Genomic DNA, 18,770 nt, shown 5'->3' with positions numbered 1-18,770 from the left:
CCCTCCTGCTCGCAGGGTTCTTATTCCCACTCAATGGTAGCTGGCGGTTTCTGACTGATATCATAGACCACCCGGTTAACCCCTTTGACCTCATTGATGATCCGTGATGAAATGCTGCCCATCACCTCATAAGGCAGCTTGACCCAGTCGGCGGTCATACCATCCAGCGAGTTTACGGCCCGCAGGGCAATGGTGTAGTCATAGGTACGGGCATCCCCCATGACACCAACGGAGCGAACAGGCAGCAATACGGCAAAGGATTGCCATATCTCGCGGTAGAGCCCTGCTTTACGAATTTCATCCAGCACAATCGCATCCGATTCCCGCAAAATCTCCAGACGATCTGCCGTGATCTCTCCAATACAGCGGATTGCCAGACCAGGGCCGGGAAACGGCTGGCGATGGATGACCTCATCAGGCAGGCCAAGCTCTTTTCCAAGCAGCCGGACCTCATCTTTGAACAATTCCCGCACCGGTTCAATCAGCTTCATTTTCATACGGTCCGGCAGGCCACCGACATTATGATGGCTCTTAATCACTGCCGATGGTCCCTTGGTGGAAACCGACTCAATCACGTCAGGATAGAGAGTCCCCTGCGCCAGCCAGTCTACCGTCCCGATCTTCTTTGCCTCATCTTCAAAGAGGTAAATGAACTCATTGCCGATAATCTTCCGCTTCTGTTCAGGATCAGTAATCCCTTTCAGTTTATCAAGAAATCGCGAAGATGCATCAACATAATCAAGATTGATCTTGAAGTGACGGGTAAAGAGGTTGACCACCTTTTCCGCCTCACCCTTGCGCAGCAGTCCGTTATTGACAAAGATACACTGCAGCTGGTCACCGATCGCCTTATGCAGCAATACAGCCACGACTGATGAATCCACCCCGCCGGACAGGGCGCAGATGACCTTACCGTTACCCACCTTTTCACGGATGGCGGCAATCTCGGTTTCGATAAAGTTGGCCATGGTCCAGATCGGTTGGCAACCGCAGACCGTAAAGACAAAGTTGCCCAACATCTCCGCCCCCTTCGGGGTGTGAACCACCTCAGGGTGGAACTGCACCGCATAGAGGCGGTGCTTCTCATCCTTCATGGCTGCTGCCGGGGTGTTGTCAGTGTGGGCAATGGCACTGAATCCCTTGGGCATCTGCTCAATCTTGTCACCATGGGACATCCAAACCTCTTCCTTGCCGGACAGGCCGGAAAAGAGATCAGTGGTGTCGTCGATTGTCATGGCAGCACGACCGAATTCACGCTTATCAGAACGCTCCACCTTGCCACCCAGCTGGCTGGTCATCAGCTGCATACCATAGCAGATCCCCAGCACCGGCACCCCCAGTTCATAGACACCGGCATCGGAATGAGGGGCATCAGCATCATAGACACTGCTTGGGCCACCGGAGAGAATAATCCCCTGGGGGGCAAAGGCTTTGATCTTTTCCAGTCCCATATTGTAGGGATGAATCTCACAGTAGACCGACTGCTCACGGATGCGGCGGGCAATCAGCTGGGTAACCTGGGAACCAAAATCAAGAATCAGAATTTTCTGGCTGTGAATGTCAGTAGAACTCATAAAATATCTATCCTTAGCTTGCCCGGTAGTTCGGGGCTTCCTTGGTAATGGTTACATCATGTACATGGGATTCCTTCAGACCGGCGCCGGTGATGCGGATAAAACGGCCGTTATCCTGCAACTCCTTGATAGTGGCGCAGCCGGTGTAGCCCATACCAGACCGCAGGCCACCGATCAGTTGGTGGATATTGGCAGACAACGGTCCCCGCAACGGCACCATCCCTTCAATGCCTTCCGGCACCAGCTTGACATCATCCCCCACATCAGACTGGAAGTAACGATCCTTGCTGCCTTCTTTCATAGCGCCAATGGAGCCCATACCACGGTAACTCTTATAGGTACGCCCCTGATACAGTACCGTATCACCCGGGGACTCCTCGGTACCGGCAAACAGCGAACCGATCATGATCACGTCGGCGCCGGCCGTCACCGCCTTGGGCAGATCACCTGAAAACTTGATCCCGCCATCGGCAATCACCGGCACGCCATGTTGATGGGCAACCCGAGAGCACTCCATAATGGCAGTGATCTGCGGCACCCCCACCCCGGCTACAACCCGGGTGGTACAGATGGAGCCGGGCCCGATGCCCACCTTGATGCCGTCTGCGCCAGCCTTGATCAAGGCAGCTGCTGCCTCGGCAGTGGCAATATTACCGGCAATAATCTCGACACCCGGGAAAGTAGACTTGGCTCGGATCACGGCATCAATCACCCCCTGGGAGTGACCATGGGCAGTATCAATAACCACCACATCGACGCCGGCCTTGATCAGGGCCTCCATACGGGCCTCCATCTCGGCCGTGGGGCCAACTGCAGCACCAACCCGCAGACGTCCCAGGCTGTCTTTGCAGGAATTCGGATACTTTTTAACCTTCTCAATATCCTTGATGGTGATCAGCCCCTTCAGGAAACGGGCATCATCAACCACCAGCAGTTTTTCTACCCTGGTATGCTTCAGGTGTTCCTTGGCCTGTTCCAGTGTGGTACCAACCGGAACCGTTACCAGGTTGCGTTTGGTCATACGGGCAGAAATCGGCAGATCATAATCGGTTTCAAAACGCAGGTCACGGTTGGTCAGAATTCCCACCAGCTTGCCATTGGCCTTGGTGATCGGAACCCCTGAGATGCGATAGCGGGACATCATTTCAAGCGCCTCCCGGATCTTCTGGGTGGGGCGCATGGTGATCGGGTCAACGATCATACCGGATTCACTCTTTTTGACCTTATCCACCTCATGGGCCTGGGCTTCAATGGAAAGGTTCTTGTGGATGATGCCGATCCCGCCTTCACGGGCCATGGCAATCGCAGCACGGGATTCGGTAACCGTATCCATTGCAGCACTTACCAGCGGAATATTGAGTGGAATGTTGCGTGAAAGGCGTGTGGTCAGATTGACATCACGGGGCAGGACAAGAGAGTGGGCCGGAACAAGCAGCACATCATCAAACGTTAATCCTTCAGGAAGGTTTTCGAGCGGCATGGCTTCGCTACCTCGCGGAGATAAATTTTACAGACGTTAGTACAGCACGGCAGTGAAGTCAAGAACGTCTACGCTATTTTTATCGGAAGGCAGCAAACATGGGAATAGAGAAAAGCCCGGTTCAGACAATTTCTGAGAGTTCGTTTTCTTTCAGCTTGCGAGCCTTCTTGTCTTCATACATGGCCATATCAGCCTCTCTGATAGCATCCTGCAGTCGAGCAGGAAAGCCGGTTGTGGCACTGCCCAGAGAGAAGCGGACCTTCAGGCCGTGTTCGGATCGATGACCGCCTTCATCAAGCATCTGGCGCGCCCGCTCCATAATGATGGCAAGCAGTTCTTCCCCCACCCCTTTCAGGATTACGGCAAACTCATCACCACCTATCCTGGCAATGGCATCACCGGCCCTGAAAATCTCACGCAGCAGATCTGCAGCAGCCCTGATCAAGCCATCGCCGACATCATGGCCAAAACGGTCATTAGCTTCTTTCAGCCCGTCAAGATCAGCAATGACCACCGATAACGGGGCCACACGCCCTTTTTCAAGCTGCTCAACCTCGGCTTCAAAATAGGCGCGGTTATACAGCTTGGTCATCTCGTCATGGGTGCTGAGATACCGCAGACGATCTTCCATTTCACGCCGCTTGGTAACATCACGGGCCACATGGACAGCACCGGCCAGATTGCCGTCCATATCAAAGGTTGGGTTGACCGTAATATGAAAATAGCTGTTCATATGTGGAATATGAACCTCTGTTTCATGGGGCTGATGGTCTTTCAGCAGGGCGCTGTGGGGGCAGCCCTGCAGGGGATGGCTTGCTCCATGCACATGCTGAAAACAGGGGCCGATCAGGCTTTTCGGGCCGGATTCAGCAATACTCAAGCGTTCTCTGGCGGCCTTGTTGATATGCACAACCTGATGAGAGGTATCCAGGACCATGACCATATCAGGAATCGTATCAAAGGTCTCACGCCATTGCGTATTGGCAAGTTCAAGCGACTTACGTGCTTCAAGACGCTCCTCTTCCAGCTTGAGTCGTCCCATAAAGCTGCCCAGTCCACGTGCCGCAGTCATCACCATTGAGGTTTCAGCATCTGACCAGGGACGCTCCCGTTTCATATCGCAGAGGCAGGCGAATCCCCATAGATTACCTTCCTCAAAAATAGGAGTCAGCAGCATCGAACGCACCCGCATGGTATCCAGTATATGGCGTTCTTCCGCCGGAAAAGCCGAGCGGGGTCCGGAAATCGACTTTCCTTGCGAAAGCAGGCCGTGCCAACGTTCAAGGTACGGCAACTCGGGCATGTCTGGTTCAGCGCCATCAAGAAAACGCAGAACCATCTCCCCTCCGGCAAAACCGCTGATCAATGAGACTTCACGGTCGCCCAGCATTGCATCCTGATAGTGATAAAGGAAAATCTTGTCAGCCCGGGCAGCCTTGGCCATTTCCTGCAGAGCAAAATCAACTGCATCCTGATTGGCGTCAGCCGACAGGAGATACTGGATGGCCATATTGACACCGGACAAAAGCCTGGATTGCTGGCTGGCAAGGCGACGGGCACGCAGCAGCATTGCCTGTTGCTGCAGATTGGCAAACAGTTGTTGAACATTGAGAGGTTTTGTCAGGTAGCCGTCAAGATGGAGATTAATAGCCTGCAGCAGGTGTTCAGAGTCGTCATGGGATGAAATTATGATAACCGGCACTGCCGGACGTTCCAACTTTATCTGACGGGCCAAGTCAAGGCCGGTCATGGCCGGCATGGTAATATCAGTCAGGACCAGATCCGGCATTTTTCTTCTAAACAGATCAAGGGCAACGCGACCGTTTTCTGCTGTATATAACTCACCGCAGACCGGCGTCAGCATCCGCGAGATATGGGTACGGACACTGGTGTCGTCTTCAGCAAAGAGAATTGAAATTTCGCGCAATTCAACCAGTGAAGAACTATCGCCGGTTATCGAGTGGACTGCCATTGTGTCTCCTGACGGATATCGGCACTGCTTCTAACTAAATTAGAATACAACAAGACATCAGACTGTCAAGCAACCCCAACTGAAAATCTGATCAGGAAAGCAGCCACGCTGCAACCGACTTTTACCTGCCGGACTGTAAGGCCGCACAACAGAGTACGGATGCGATATAACACGGGATGAAAAATGATCGCCAACCATAGGGCAGGAAGGATGAGGACACCATATAAAGCTGCCGGAAGCAAAACTACGGCCCTAAAAATCAAACAATTCTTTAGCTTTCTGGCTTAATCTTTCGATATTTACACCATGCAGCTCCAGCGTAAGTATAGCTGTTTTGATTATTTCCAAACGTTCAATCATCGCATTTTCAGCAATCAACCGCACTTCTGGTAAACAGCACTGTTTGCTTGGATTATTCGTTTTACAACTGCATAGCCCCAGATTGTAGGCCGTCTCAATATTGATTAGAATACTTGAGATTCCTGTATCAAGAATTTCCTGGAAAATTTCACTTTCTCTATATCCATAACAGGAGCATATGACTTTCATGCGGACAAATTACCGCATAAATTATGTGACAATCAAGCAAATAATTTGCATTTTAGCGTCCGAACAAAATTTAACAATTCAACAAATAAGGATTAAAAACGTACAGATACACCATAACTACATGTAATTTATTTACAATCTATAGGTCCACCTACAAACGATATACAAAGGCAGCTCATGTCGTTTGCAGTGCCAGTTGAGTTCGCAGGTATCAGAGGGGAAGATTGTTGATGGTCAAAGGAAGGTTGAGCTGAATAGTCAGAGTCCAAAAATGCAAAATGAGGTTCCACCGTTCGTACCGGACATGGCAACAAATCGGAAAAACCTCATTAGGTATAGCAACCTGCAGGCTTACAGCAGGTTATGTTTTTTGGGGTGGCCAGAGGGGATCGAACCCTCGTATGTACGAGTCACAGTCGTAAGTGTTAACCGCTTCACCATGGCCACCACAGCTCTATGTCAAAAGCCGGCAAGAGCCGGCTTTTACAATTATGGTGGAGCTGAACAGGATCGAACTGTCGACCTCTTGACTGCCAGTCAAGCGCTCTCCCAGCTGAGCTACAGCCCCACACAACCAATCAAACAGGGTACTTTTCATGCAGTATTTTCGTACCGCGAAAAGTCTTGACTATATAAATCAATCGGGAGTCCAGGTCAAGACTTTTTTATCTTCAACCGACTTCCTTTTCACACTCTGCCATCATCATCCTGATTTCCGCTTCAGAAAGATCCGGCAGCACAAAACTGCCCAGGTTGTCTTTCTCAACCCGGCTGATACCGGGGTAGCGTTTTTCAAGCACCTTGATCTCCATGGCCTGATTTTTTACGGTTGCCAGCAAACGCCGGTTTTCTGCCTCAAGGTCATAACGTTCTATGGCTGACCGGATGGCAAATTTCAGATCGGTGTCATTCCAGGGCTTGGTAAAAAAGCGATAGATTTCACCCTGGTTAACCGCCTTCAGGGCCGCCTCAAGGGTGGCATGTCCGGTCAGCAGAATTCTAAGCGTATGGGGGTAGCGTTCTTTCAGGATTGCCAGCAGCTCACTGCCCTGCATGCCGATCATGCGTTCGTCGGAGATCACCACTTTAAACGGCGTGGTAGCGATCAATGTCAAGGCCTCTTCACCACTTTTGGCACAGGTTACCTGATACGGCTCATCAAAAAGGGCACGGGTCAGTGCCGATAACACATTGACTTCATCGTCAACCAGCAGGATCGGATTGTTCATAGAGACTCCTTTTTCATGTTCAACGTGCCGTACCGCAAGCCGGGCAGATCAGCCATTCATCCTCAAGAGACTGATGACATGATTTGCAGCAATTCTGCCGGAACGCGCCACAATGGGGACAGAACAGGTGCCGTGATTCCATCAGCTTGCCGCAATGATCGCACTGTCGCTCCATCCGCACAGCCGGTCCCACCACCCGCAGGATCTCTTCCATGGTGGTCAGGCCCTGGCGGACCTTTTCCAGGCCATCCTCCAGCAGGCTGCGCATGCCGTTGACACGGGCGATGGCCTGGATCTCCGACTCCTTGTAACTGGTGCCGATCAGCTGGCGATACTCATCACTCATCAGAAAGATCTCATAGATTCCCAGGCGGCCTTTATAGCCGGTGTTGTTGCAGCGGACGCACCCTGCGCCACGGAAGGTTGTGCCATTAAAAAGGCCTTCCGGAACCCGCAGCAGCGCAGACTGCTCCGGGTCAGGAGCGGTCTCTTCCCGGCAGTTTTCACAGATCCGCCGCACCAGTCGCTGGGCAATGATACCCTCCAGGGCAGAGGCCAGGATATAGGGTTTGATACCCATATCTATCAGGCGGGTGATGGAGGCAATGGCACTGTTGGTGTGCAGGGTTGAGAGCACCATATGACCGGTTAAGGCAGCCTTGAAGGCGGTATCGGCGGTATCGAAATCGCGCATCTCCCCTACCAGAATCACATCCGGGTCCTGTCGCAGGGTGGCCCGTAAGACCTGGGCAAAGGAAAGCCCGATTTTTTCATGAATCGAGACCTGGTTGGCCTCTTCCAGATAATACTCCACCGGCTCTTCAATGGTCTCAAAGTTCTTGCTGGGATTCATCATGGCGGCCAGCAGAGAATAGAGCATGGTGGTCTTGCCACTGCCGGTCGGACCGGTGGCGATAATCACCCCCTGCGGTTTTTTGCTGATGATCGTAATCTTGTTCAGGTCATCCGCCAGAACCCCCAGTTCTTCCATCCGTTTGATGGCGGAACTTTTGTCCAGAATCCGCATCACAACCTTCTCGCCATTGATGGTGGGCAGTGACGAAACCCGCAGGTCAACGATCCTGGTTCCGGCCTTAACCGTAATCCTGCCATCCTGCGGACGTCTGCGCTCGGCAATATCCATCTTGGCCAGTATCTTGATCCGCGAAATAACGGCAGCGTGCAGGTCGGCCGGGATCCTGATCTTGGCATGCAGCATGCCGTCAATCCGGTACCGTATGACTGAATATTTGGTCTTGGCCTCAATATGGATATCACTGGCACCATACCGGATCGCCTCGGACATGATTGCATTCACAATTCTGATGACCGGAGGCACCTTGGATGAGCCGATCAACTCCTCGACCGATGCCTCTTTTTCTTCTTCATCCAGAATGATATCAATCTCGTCCAGCGGTTCCAGATCATTGAATTCATCTAGTGCCAGATCACCAGTATCCCAGACCTGCCGCAAACGCTCACCGACCTGGCTGGAAGAAGCCAGTACACTGATCACCTTCAGTCCGGTAACCCGCGAAATATTATCGCATTTAAGGATATCGGACGGATCCGCCATAGCAATCGTCAACTGGCTGCCATCCAGTTTGACCGGTATCAGACGGCTCTGCTCACACAGTTCCCGCGGTAGACAACGCGCCACATTGGCCGGAATCGTCAGTTCCCTCAGATCCAGATACTCCACCCCCAGCGACTTCTGCAGCGCTGCAACCAGGTGATTCTCGGTCACGAGCTTCAGCCTGATCAGGGTATCACCCAGGAACTCCCCCTGTTCCTGCTGTTTATTGGCCAGGGCCAGCTCCTCCTGACCAATCAGGCCGCACTTGACCAGGATATCACCCAGCATGCCCCGATTCTCTTCAAACAGCCCGGCGTAGTTCTTGATTTTGCTCTGCTGCTGGCGGGCCAGTTCCTTCAGGTGGCGGTTCTCATGCATCAGCAGGTACTGCTGCAATGCCAGTGACACAGTCAGCCGCAGGTCTTCATCGTTCCAGGGCTTGGTAATGAATTTGTAGACCGCCCCCTCTTTGACCGCCCCCATGATGGAGTTGACATCGGCATAGCCGGTCAGCATGATCCGGATTGTCTCCGGCCAGCGTTCCCGTACCAGCTTCAACAGCTCTGCCCCGTTCATACCGGGCATGCGGTGGTCTGTGATCAGCAGGTGGACCTGCCGCTCCTCCAGTATCCTGATCGCCTTGTCACCGCTAGTGGCTGTCAGGATCGTGTAGTTCTCATCCATGAAGATCCGGCGCAGGGCATTCAACACCCCGTCTTCGTCATCCACAAACAGCAGGCTAAATGACTCCTGACGCTGCTGTTGGGGTTCCAGTTCCAGGGTGTCATCGGCCGGTCTGGAGGCAGAGGCAGTGGTTCTAAAGAGTTGTGAGTAGGACATTGAGCACCGTGATTCTTTTCAGGCAAGGCACATAATCATCACACCAAGACATGCTGCAGAACAGGCGTGCAGAGACTATAGCACTGCTTGAACATACAGCAAGTAAGCAACAGGGAAAACGGTTTCTGCGATGCAAGGTCAGCCAGAAATCCCGGCCCGTCCGGATCACGGCAGTTGAGCCATCGGAAGCCGTACCGTAATCGTTGTACCGGCTCCAACACTACTCTGCAGATTGATGGTTCCCCCCATCAGTTCAACCAACCGCTTGGTCAGCGTCAGCCCCAGGCCGATACCGCCGTAAGGACGGCTGTCGGAATCGTCAAGCTGGGTAAACAGGTCAAAGATCCGTTGCTGTTGATCCGGCTCAATGCCGATACCGGTATCCTGCACCTCAATCTTGAGCAGCGGTTGGTCCGCTGATGTTCCGGTCTCCTGCTTCAGGCGGACCTCAACACTGCCATGTTCCGTAAATTTGATGGCATTACTCACCAGATGCACCAGGATCTGCTGAAGATGTACCCCATCGGCAACGATCCGGCGCTGCAGGTCATCGGCAAGGGATAACCGCAAGGCCAGCCCCTTGCTCTGCGCCGCATTTGAAAACAGCCTGCTCACCGTGGTCGCCAGTTGCTCCAGCTGAAGCGGTTCCTGAACGAAATTCGCTCCCGGCGACTCAAGCCGGGATGCTTCCAGGATATTGTCAATCATGTCCAGCATCGAAAAAAGCGCCGTCTTGGCCTCGGCTGTCATCCGGGCATCGTAGGCCTGATCCAGTTCACTCAGCTGCAAAGCGCCCAGAATAATATTCAGGGGAGTACGCAGTTCATGACTCATGGTGCGCAGAAACCTCATTTTGGCCCGGTTGGCACAGTCGGCCGCTTCACGGGCAGCCAGCAGTTCCTGCTCCCTTTGCTGCAAATCCCGGTTGGCCTGTTCAAGGTCCGCCATCTTTTTTTCCAGCTTGCGGAATAACGCCTCATTGTACTCCTTGAGGATAGTTTTCTCAGCTGCCGGTATATCAACCACCGGGCGTGACTCGGACAGTACCTGCCGGATGGTCTGTATCAGGGTATCAGGTTCCTGGGGCTTGAATATGAACCTGTCCGCCCCCAGACTCAAGGCCAGGGCCTCATCTTTTGCAGTGGTAAAGGTGGCGGTGTAGAAAATAAACGGCACCTCTTTCAGGTACGGATCAGCCTTCAGCTCACGGCAGAGGGCATAACCATCCATGACCGGCATCAGAATATCACTGATAACCAGATCGGGCCGATTTTTCCGGGCCATCTCCAGGGCCTGCCCCCCGTTTTCAGCGGTATCCACCGTATCAAAACCGTTTCCCTTCAGCAGTACCTCAAGGAAATAGAGGTTATCACTATGGTCATCTGCAATCAGTGCCCGTCTCATTCGGTTACTCCTTGCTGCGGAAGATGTTGCTCCACCTGTTGTCGAAAGGTGTCAGGATTGATCGGTTTTTCAATGTAACCGCTACAGCCGGCCTCCAGTGCCTTTTCCCGATCACCGGCCATGGCATAGGAGGTAACCGCCACAATCGGGATGGCCGCAAGATCCGGGTTGCTGCGCAGAGCACGGGCCACGCTGTGGCCATCCATCTTGGGCAGCTGGATATCCAGCAGGATCAGGTCAGGTCTTTCTGCGGCTGCCATGGCAATCCCCTGCGGCCCGTCCGTGGCCGAACAGACCTGATAGCCATGTTTTTCAAGCAGAAAGCTGACCAGATACAGGTTCTGCTCATTATCTTCTATGTACAGTATTTTCCTGCTCATGCAGCAGCCCCTTCAACCGGAAGTGTAAAGCCGAAACAACTACCTGCCCCCGGTATGCTTTCCACCAGGATGGTGCCCCCCATCAGTTCAACCAGTTTTTTGCAAATGGAAAGCCCCAGCCCGGTGCCCTCGTATCTTCGGCTCAGACCGGTATCAATCTGATGAAACGGCCTGAACAGAGCAGGCAGATCCTCGGGTTGAATACCGATACCGGTGTCGGTTACCGTAGTCAGACAGCTGTTTCCCTCTCGAACAGAGGTCACTTTGACCGTCCCCTGTTCCGTAAACTTGACCGCATTGGACAGCAGATTCAAAAGTACCTGTTCCACCCTGCGCTGATCTCCGGTTATGCTGACCGGATCATCAGCCAGTTCCAGCGCCAGCTGCAGCCCCTTTTTCTCAGCCAGGGGGCGAACGGTCTGGACCACACTCCTGATTACCTCCGTCAGATTGAACGGCTCTGCCACCACCGTTAACTGGCCGGCCTCAATCTTGGAGATATCCAGCACATCACTGATCAGAGAGAGCAGATGCTGGGCACTGTTCTTGACCATGCCCAGCTGCTTGGCCTGTTCGGCATTAAGCGGACCCGCCAGTTCCTGCAGCAGCAGACCGGTAAAGCCGATGATGGAGTTCAGCGGGGTACGCAGCTCATGGGACATGGTGGCCAGAAAGGCAGACTTGATCCGGTCCGCTGCCTCGGCCCGTTCCTTGGCCTCAAGCAGCTGTTCCTGCATCCGTGTCCGCTCCAGCAATGCCTGTTCCAAAGCACTGTTTTGCCGTTCCAGAGTTATTTTTGCCCTGGCCAGCGCAAGATGGGTCTCCACCCGCGCCAGCACCTCAAGCGGCTGGAACGGCTTGGTAACATAGTCCACCCCACCCTCTTCAAAGGCGTGCAATTTGTCTGCCGTGTCCACTGCTGCCGACACGAAAATCACCGGAATACCGGCGTGTTGCTGATCGCCCTTCAAGGCACGACAGACCTCAAAACCGTTCATCTCCGGCATATTGATATCCAGCAGAATGATATCGGGAGGTTGATGCCTGACTGCCTTGAGCGCCATCTGGCCGCTGATGGCAGCCCGGACCTGATACCCCTTTTCCTGCAGAATCGACTCCAGCAGCTGCAGGTTGGCCGGAGTGTCATCCACCACCAGAATAGTCCCTCTGTTTTCAGGCATGGCAGGCTCCGTTCTTATCTGTTTCCGATAGCAGACCGGAAGCCGCAGACCGGGACAGATGAGATGCAGTGTCCTCATCCCGGTAGGCGTTGGATATCTGCTTAAAGCTGCCCTGCAGATCCATGAAGGCCTGCAGTACCGCCGGGTCAAACTGTTCCGGCACGGTCCGTCCATCCCCTTCAGTGATAATCTCAACGGTACGCTCATGACTGAAGGCCGGTTTGTAGACCCGCTTGCTGGTCAAGGCATCATAGATATCAGCCAATGCCATCAAACGGCCGGCAACCGGTATGGCATCACCGCTCAGCCCGTTGTAGCCTGTACCGTTCCAGCACTCATGGTGGCTGTAGGCACAGTCACCGGCCAGCCGGAGAAACGACGCAGCAGAATCGTCATGCATGCCGGCCGCAATCCGATCGATCACCTCCCGACCGTACACGGCATGCTGCTTCATCTGTTCAAACTCAGCCTCGGTCAGCTTGCCCGGTTTGAGCAGGATATGATCCGGCACCCCGACCTTGCCGATGTCGTGCAACGGTGCAGAATGGTACAACAGACGGATCGTGGTATCGTCAAAATAGCCCTGAAAGCTGGCATGATGCCGCAACTGCTCGGCCAGCAGCTTCACATACAGCTGCGTCCGTTTGATATGCAGACCGGTTTCAGGATCCCGGTATTCAGCCAGGATGCCGAGCCCGTAGATAACCGCATCCTGGGTCAGCAACAGCTCACGGGTCCTGTCCTGCACCAGCTCTTCCAGATGGTTCCTGTGTCGCTTCAACTCCAGGTGGGTGGCCACCCTGGCCAGCACCTCCAGCGGCTGGAACGGTTTGGTGACATAATCCACCCCACCCTCTTCAAAGGCACGCAGCTTGTCTGCCGTATCCACCGCAGCCGACACAAAAATCACCGGAATACCCACAAATTGCGGATCAGCCTTCAGGGCGCGGCAGACTTCAAAGCCGTTCATCTCCGGCATATTGATATCCAGCAGGATCAGATCAGGGCTCTGAATCCGTATCGCCTTAAGCGCCATCGGGCCGCTGATGGCTGCCCGTACCGCATAGCCCTGCGCATGCAGGATTGATTCGAGCAGCTGCAGGTTGGCCGGGGTATCATCCACAATCAGAACAGTTCCTTTCTGTTCAGTCATGCTGTCCTCCTGCATTGTCCTCAACGTTTATCCGCTGCGCGACAAGCTCTTCAATCAGGTCAAAGCGATAGCTGTCAGCCAGGGATCGCAGCTGTTCCGCAAGACCTGGCGCCGTAGCAGCAAACAGCATAATCACCTCCTGCAGTCCGGTCTTATCCAAGCCTCTGGCGGCGGCAATCAACCGGCTGCAGAGTTCCTGCGGCAACTGGGCCAGCTCATGATCAAGCTCTGCCGGGCTTGCTGCAGCAGCCTCATCCCCAGCGCCCCGTTCATCGACATACTCAAACTCAAACGGCAGCAGGGAGAGCAGCTTTGCGTACAACTCCTCCTCACGTAACGGCTTACGCAAAAACGCACTGGCACCCGCCTCCATCACCTCCTGCAGCTGATCCTCGAACACGCTGGCCGAGACGGCAATAATCGGCACCTTTTTCCCATCAGGCAGCGCACGGATCCGACGGATGGCTTCCCGGCCATCCATGACCGGCATGACCACATCCATCAGCACCAGATGCGGCTTGTGGGTAATAAACCCCTCCAGACCGGCCTGACCATTCACTGCCTCAAGCATGGTACAGCCCAGCGGCGCAAGCATCTTGACCAGGATTTCCCGGTTGGTGTCGCGGTCATCAACTACCAGTATCCTGCAGGGAGGCTGTCCCGGCCTTAGCCGTTTGATCCGGTTCGGCCGTTCCTGCTGCTGCAGATCCGGTTCTCCGCTGACCGGTATGACCGGTACGACCAGATGAAAACAGGAACCATGTCCAGGACTGCTGGTGACACTCAGATCTCCTCCCATCAGACGGGCATAGTCCCGGCTGATGGTCAGCCCCAGTCCGGTGCCGCCTTGATGTATTCGACCCGCCTCCGCCTGTTCAAAGGCATTAAAGATCCGCTCACGGTCTTCAGGGCTGATGCCTTGCCCGCTATCCTGCACCTCAATCTCCAACCAGTCCTGGCCTTCACGGCAACAGACACGGCTACGCAGAGAAACGCCCCCTTCCTGGGTAAACTTCAGGGCGTTATCAAGCAGGTTGGTCAGGATATGGCGGAGCTTTTCCGCATCAGCAGTTATATAGCGCGGCATATCACCAAGCGACTCATGCATCAGCTGTAATGATACAGCATGCGCCTTGGGGCGGAACTGCTCCAGTAGCTGATCAAGCAAGGCCGGCAGGTCAAAAACGGTTTTTTCCAGGGCAACCCGGCCTGCCTCGATCTTGGCCACATCAATCACATCATTGACCAGGGCCAGAAGCTGCTCTCCCGAACGGTTGACAATCTGCAGATTATGGCGGTGATCCGGCGAGAGCGCCGGATCACGCATCACAATCTGACTGAATCCCAGCACCGCGTTGAGCGGAGTACGGATCTCATGGCTCATGTTGGCAAGGAAAATACTCTTGGCCCGGTTGGCAGTTTCTGCCTGCTCCTTGGAAACCGAGAGGGCCTGCATGGCAGCCTCAAGCTGGTTGGTGCGCTCTGAAACCCGTTCTTCCAGGTTGTTGTTCAACTCCTTCAGACGTGCCTCGCTTGTGCGCAGCTCGCTAGTCCGCTTCAGCACCTGTTCCTCAAGCGCCTGTCGCTGCGTGGTCAGAATGCGGAAGTAGGCCCCCAGCAGGATACTTAACAGGAAGCCTGCCGGCAACAGCAGCCAGTAAGCCAGCGGATAGTTACGGGCCAGATATGACTGATTGGGGGCCATAACCAGCGCCCATTCCCGTCCGCAAAAAGCAAATTTTCTGGTGGTGGCAGGGAGATCGGGAATCAGGCTGGAAAACCATGCAGCATTCCCATTCAGGCGTGCTGACCAATGGTGGAGCAACTGACGTTCTTTAGGGGCTGAAAGGTCAAGCAGATCAAAGGGAAGGCCGATTGATGCCGTCTTTCCCAGCGCTGCAGTAAGCAGTTTTTCCATGTTCAGTACCACTACGGTAAATCCCTGCAATGCCTGCCGCCGCTCTGCCACTGTGGTAACCGGCATCCCCGCGGCATAGAGCGGGTTGAAGACCAGCACGCTGTATCTGGGTTGGCCATCCTGCACCAGCATGATCCGTTCCGTGGCGGTTGGCTTGCCGGTATCCCGCGCCTGCCCCAGAGCAGCCAGCCGCACCGGGTGCGACCCCACATCAAAGCCGAGCGCCTTACGGTTATCAGCCAGTGGTTCAATATAGTGGATCGGATAGTAGGCGTCACGAACAGCTGCTGCAATCAAGCCGCCTTTACTATCTCGCTCAGTGATAGCGAACTGCTCACGCTGTTGTTCGCTACCCTCTTGATCTTCAAAGTGTTTCCGCTGCTGATTAGTTATACGGGGATTCCAGGAAAGGGCTTTGATCTCGTTACGTTCTTGCAAAAAGGGCAGGGTAAAATCGGAAAAGTCCTTACGAGTGACCTCATCTGAGGCAGTAAAAAAACTGCGTAATGCGATTACCACCAGCTGGCTGTCATTAATCTTGTTAATAATGGTGTCGGTACGCAGAGCAACATCGCTTTCCAGACCGGTTTTAAAAGAGGCCAGTTCAGACTGTCTGACCAGACCAAACAGCACCATCGTTATCATCACCCCTGACAAGACTACGGTCGGAACGCTCCAATGCAGTCGGCGACGTTGCTCCGCAGCTGTTCCAGACGGCTCAGGATTCATGATGCCCCCCCCTCTCCTGCTGATGTCTGGATAAGTACCTCTTCCAGCAGATCAAAGCGGTAGGTTTCTGCAAGGGAACGGATATGGTCAAGAACCGGTTGTCTCAGACTGTTTAGGCCTGTAAGCAATGTTACAATGCGCCCCTTATCCAGCTGCTGGGCAGCATCAAGCAGATCCTGACGTTGGACCTTGGACAAGAGCGCCAGCGCCTCGGTCAGCTCACGGGGCGACAGCTCCGCATGCTGTTCTGCTGAAGGCAGGTCATCCCCTCCTGCATACTCAAACTCTGCCGGAAGGAACTGGATTATCTTTGCCAACAGCTCTTCTTCCCGCAGCGGCTTGCGCAGAAAATCACTGGCCCCGGCCTTGATAATCTCCTGCAACTGATCTTCAAACACACTGGCCGATATGGCGATGATCGGCACGTCAGCGCCTCCGGGTAGCTCACGGATACGCCTAGTTGCCTCACGGCCATCCATGACCGGCATCACCACATCCATCAAGACCAGTTGCGGTCCATGGGCCTGAAACAGCTCCAGCCCTTCCTGTCCGTTTGTTGCCACAATCATGCTAAAGCCCAGCGGTGCAAGCATCTTGACCAGGATCTCCCGGTTGGTGTCACGGTCATCCACCACCAGCACCTGCCAGCTCTGCTGTCCCGGTTTCAGACGCAGCGGACGGCGCTGCTGTCCGGTAGCAGCAGCTACCGGCCCATGTTCTGCCGCAATCACCGGCAGGCATAGATGGAAGCAGGTCCCCTGCCCTCGTTGACTGGTGACCGTTAGATCGCCGCCCATGAAGCGGGCATATTCGCGGCTGATGGAAAGCCCCAGTCCGGTGCCCCCCTGGGTTTTTCTACCGGTTTCAGACTGCTCAAAGGCATCAAAGACCCGTTGGATATCGTCGGCTGCAATGCCGGGGCCGCTGTCTTCCACCTCCACCTCAAGCCAGCTGTGCTGATCCCGTTGACAGGTTCGTGCCCGCAGCGCAACCCCGCCCTGTTCGGTAAACTTGATCGCGTTGCCCAGCAGGTTGATGATGATCTGGCGCAGCTTGCCCGCATCCCCTTCAATATAGCGCAGCAGATCAGGCTGTAGTTCCTGGACCAGCTGCAGGTTCTTGCCAGTGGCCCGGGGGGTAAACATATCGGTTACATCAGCAAACAGCCCCGGCAGATCAAAGGTTGCCCGTTCAAGGACCATCCGGCCTGATTCGATTTTGGCCATGTCCAGCACATCATTGATCAGGGTCAGCAGATGCTCACCGGAGCGGTTGACGGTCTGCAGGTTATGGCGATTTTCTGCTGACAGATTTGGGTCATGCAGGACAATCTGACTGAACCCCAACACAGCATTCAGCGGTGTACGGATCTCGTGGCTCATATTGGCCAGGAACAGCGACTTGGCCCGGTTGGCAGACTCAGCCGCCTCTTTGGCCTCATTCAGAGCCAGGGTCCGTTCGTCAACCCGCTCTTCAAGGCGCCGGTTATTATTCAACAGCTCGGCATTCTGGGTTTCAATGGTTTCCAGCATCCCGTTAAACGCCTCAACCAACACGCCGATTTCATCGCTGCTCTGGCGTTCAGCCCGCACCGAATAGTCCTTTTGGGCACTGATCAGTTCGGCGGTACGGGTCATTGCCGCAATCGGCTCAGAGACGATCCCCTGCAAGCGCGCTGACAACACCAGAGCAATCAGGATTGAGCAGCTGACCACCAGCAGCGTAAACAGCAGATAACTCTGCATCAGCATATCCAGCTCAATCAGGGTTGCCTGCAGACAAACCGTACCGATCTGTTTGCCGTCCAGCAGCATCGGCTCAAAAACGTACAGATGGCGGGAGGTAAAATAATGTAGCCGTTCGTGCGCCGCCCCGGGGAGTGAGACCGGCTGATTCCTGACTGCTGAATAAGCAGAGAAAACCGTCCCATCCTGCTTGTAGATACAGGCAGCACTCACAGAGCGTTTGACCCGTAATGAGGCCAGGTTGTCCGCTGCCAGGGTAGGATCATCAAACAGCAGGGCAGCATTGCTCCGTTCGGCAATCAGCATGGCAAGCGAGGAAAGATCCTGCACCATGTTCTGTTTGATCCGGTAGCGGCTATAGGCCATGAAGGCGGTGCTTGCCAGCAGCAGGCCGATAACCGTGGTAACCATGGCGATCAGGACCAGTTTTTTTCTGATCGGCAGGTGTCGGATATAGTCCTTACCTTTTAGCAGTACGGTCATTGCACCACCCTCGCGATCTCAAGCAGCTTGGCGCTCAGTTTTACCCCGACCTCGCGGGCTGTCCGCTGATTGATCTGAACCCTGACCCTCTCTTTGTCCGTCACAAAGCTGATCATCCCGCCCCGTTGGGCAAACTGGGGAATATCGCTGACTGTCACCACTTGCGTACCCTGCAGCCGCTGCAGTATCAGCGCCAGCTGCGTTTCTTCAGAACGGCTGATGTAGAGCAGATGACAGGAAGACAGCCCCGAGGGCTCCTTGATCCGCACGACTCTGATCGGTCTTCCCTTGGCCTCACGGTTGGTCAACTCCCCCAGTGTGGTGCGGATCGGATCTGAACCGATCAGACAGATCCTGAACGGTTCAGAGGTTGATTTCCCCTCATCAGCAGGCCAGTCGATAAACTTGGTGAAGTTGTAGATATAGGCGGTCTTGATCTTGGTTTCGAGATCACTGGCCCCTGCCGTTAGCGGCAGCAGCAGGCCGGCCAGAACAACCCAGACCAGCATTCTTGGTACGACAAGGCTATGAAAACGATGCTCGACGTTCATCAAAGC

Annotated in this window: 13 protein-coding genes and 2 tRNA genes; all 15 read right to left on the bottom strand. The window is 54.4% G+C overall.

Annotation, left to right across the window (positions count from 1 at the left end):
* Positions 1–20: 20 nt before the first annotated feature.
* Positions 21–1,574 carry a glutamine-hydrolyzing GMP synthase gene (gene guaA / locus FY034_RS08540; protein WP_265549584.1) on the bottom strand — a complete coding sequence of 518 codons (1,554 nt, stop codon included), beginning with the start codon at positions 1,572–1,574 and terminating at the stop codon, positions 21–23.
* Positions 1,575–1,587: 13 nt separating this feature from the next.
* Positions 1,588–3,054 carry an IMP dehydrogenase gene (gene guaB, locus FY034_RS08535; RefSeq protein ID WP_265555192.1) on the bottom strand — a complete coding sequence of 489 codons (1,467 nt, stop codon included), beginning with the start codon at positions 3,052–3,054 and terminating at the stop codon, positions 1,588–1,590.
* 121 nt (positions 3,055–3,175) lie between these two features.
* Positions 3,176–5,026, bottom strand: coding sequence for a diguanylate cyclase domain-containing protein (locus tag FY034_RS08530; RefSeq protein WP_265555189.1), 1,851 nt, complete (start codon positions 5,024–5,026; stop codon positions 3,176–3,178).
* Between the two features lie 252 nt (positions 5,027–5,278).
* Positions 5,279–5,575 carry a hypothetical protein gene (locus FY034_RS08525; RefSeq protein ID WP_265555187.1) on the bottom strand — a complete coding sequence of 99 codons (297 nt, stop codon included), beginning with the start codon at positions 5,573–5,575 and terminating at the stop codon, positions 5,279–5,281.
* Between the two features lie 371 nt (positions 5,576–5,946).
* Positions 5,947–6,022 (bottom strand) — tRNA-His (locus tag FY034_RS08520).
* Between the two features lie 45 nt (positions 6,023–6,067).
* Positions 6,068–6,143: transfer RNA gene (locus FY034_RS08515), tRNA-Ala, on the bottom strand.
* A gap of 103 nt (positions 6,144–6,246) precedes the next feature.
* On the bottom strand, positions 6,247–6,804 hold the full coding sequence (locus tag FY034_RS08510; protein ID WP_265555185.1) for a response regulator: 558 nt from the start codon (positions 6,802–6,804) through the stop codon (positions 6,247–6,249).
* A 19-nt stretch (positions 6,805–6,823) separates the two neighbouring features.
* Positions 6,824–9,220 carry an ATPase, T2SS/T4P/T4SS family gene (locus FY034_RS08505; RefSeq protein ID WP_265555183.1) on the bottom strand — a complete coding sequence of 799 codons (2,397 nt, stop codon included), beginning with the start codon at positions 9,218–9,220 and terminating at the stop codon, positions 6,824–6,826.
* A 165-nt stretch (positions 9,221–9,385) separates the two neighbouring features.
* A complete protein-coding gene (locus FY034_RS08500) occupies positions 9,386–10,624 on the bottom strand; it encodes an ATP-binding protein (protein WP_265555181.1) in 1,239 nt (412 codons plus the stop codon).
* Entirely contained in the window at positions 10,621–11,004 is a 384-nt protein-coding gene (locus FY034_RS08495) for a response regulator (RefSeq protein WP_265555179.1), read from the bottom strand. The genes FY034_RS08500 and FY034_RS08495 overlap by 4 nt, the downstream gene beginning before the upstream one ends.
* A complete protein-coding gene (locus FY034_RS08490) occupies positions 11,001–12,185 on the bottom strand; it encodes a hybrid sensor histidine kinase/response regulator (protein ID WP_265555178.1) in 1,185 nt (394 codons plus the stop codon). Before FY034_RS08490 ends, FY034_RS08495 begins: the two co-directional genes overlap by 4 nt.
* Positions 12,178–13,338, bottom strand: a complete 1,161-nt coding sequence (locus FY034_RS08485) for a response regulator (RefSeq protein WP_265555177.1) — start codon at positions 13,336–13,338, stop codon at positions 12,178–12,180. Before FY034_RS08485 ends, FY034_RS08490 begins: the two co-directional genes overlap by 8 nt.
* Positions 13,331–15,985, bottom strand: coding sequence for a CHASE domain-containing protein (locus FY034_RS08480; RefSeq protein WP_265555176.1), 2,655 nt, complete (start codon positions 15,983–15,985; stop codon positions 13,331–13,333). The genes FY034_RS08485 and FY034_RS08480 overlap by 8 nt, the downstream gene beginning before the upstream one ends.
* Positions 15,982–18,213 carry an ATP-binding protein gene (locus FY034_RS08475; RefSeq protein WP_265555174.1) on the bottom strand — a complete coding sequence of 744 codons (2,232 nt, stop codon included), beginning with the start codon at positions 18,211–18,213 and terminating at the stop codon, positions 15,982–15,984. The genes FY034_RS08480 and FY034_RS08475 overlap by 4 nt, the downstream gene beginning before the upstream one ends.
* Complete coding sequence (locus FY034_RS08470; protein WP_265555172.1) at positions 18,210–18,764, bottom strand: YfiR family protein; 555 nt, start codon at positions 18,762–18,764, stop codon at positions 18,210–18,212. Before FY034_RS08470 ends, FY034_RS08475 begins: the two co-directional genes overlap by 4 nt.
* Positions 18,765–18,770: the final 6 nt, after the last annotated feature.

The sequence above is a fragment of the Trichlorobacter lovleyi genome (genome assembly GCF_015239775.1).
Classification (GTDB): Bacteria; Desulfobacterota; Desulfuromonadia; order Geobacterales; family Pseudopelobacteraceae; genus Trichlorobacter; species Trichlorobacter lovleyi_B.
This window is presented reverse-complemented; position numbering and strand designations above follow the sequence as displayed.

Bases quoted from the DNA above. Each gene is read 5' to 3' on its own strand.
- FY034_RS08475 (WP_265555174.1), bottom strand. From the start codon at position 18,213: ATGACCGTACTGCTAAAAGGTAAGGACTATATCCGACACCTGCCGATC.
- FY034_RS08505 (WP_265555183.1), bottom strand. From the start codon at position 9,220: ATGTCCTACTCACAACTCTTTAGAACCACTGCCTCTGCCTCCAGACCG.
- FY034_RS08530 (WP_265555189.1), bottom strand. From the start codon at position 5,026: ATGGCAGTCCACTCGATAACCGGCGATAGTTCTTCACTGGTTGAATTG.
- FY034_RS08470 (WP_265555172.1), bottom strand. From the start codon at position 18,764: ATGAACGTCGAGCATCGTTTTCATAGCCTTGTCGTACCAAGAATGCTG.
- guaB (WP_265555192.1), bottom strand. From the start codon at position 3,054: ATGCCGCTCGAAAACCTTCCTGAAGGATTAACGTTTGATGATGTGCTG.
- FY034_RS08485 (WP_265555177.1), bottom strand. From the start codon at position 13,338: ATGACTGAACAGAAAGGAACTGTTCTGATTGTGGATGATACCCCGGCC.
- FY034_RS08525 (WP_265555187.1), bottom strand. From the start codon at position 5,575: ATGAAAGTCATATGCTCCTGTTATGGATATAGAGAAAGTGAAATTTTC.
- FY034_RS08500 (WP_265555181.1), bottom strand. From the start codon at position 10,624: ATGAGACGGGCACTGATTGCAGATGACCATAGTGATAACCTCTATTTC.
- FY034_RS08495 (WP_265555179.1), bottom strand. From the start codon at position 11,004: ATGAGCAGGAAAATACTGTACATAGAAGATAATGAGCAGAACCTGTAT.
- FY034_RS08510 (WP_265555185.1), bottom strand. From the start codon at position 6,804: ATGAACAATCCGATCCTGCTGGTTGACGATGAAGTCAATGTGTTATCG.
- FY034_RS08490 (WP_265555178.1), bottom strand. From the start codon at position 12,185: ATGCCTGAAAACAGAGGGACTATTCTGGTGGTGGATGACACTCCGGCC.
- FY034_RS08480 (WP_265555176.1), bottom strand. From the start codon at position 15,985: ATGAATCCTGAGCCGTCTGGAACAGCTGCGGAGCAACGTCGCCGACTG.
- guaA (WP_265549584.1), bottom strand. From the start codon at position 1,574: ATGAGTTCTACTGACATTCACAGCCAGAAAATTCTGATTCTTGATTTT.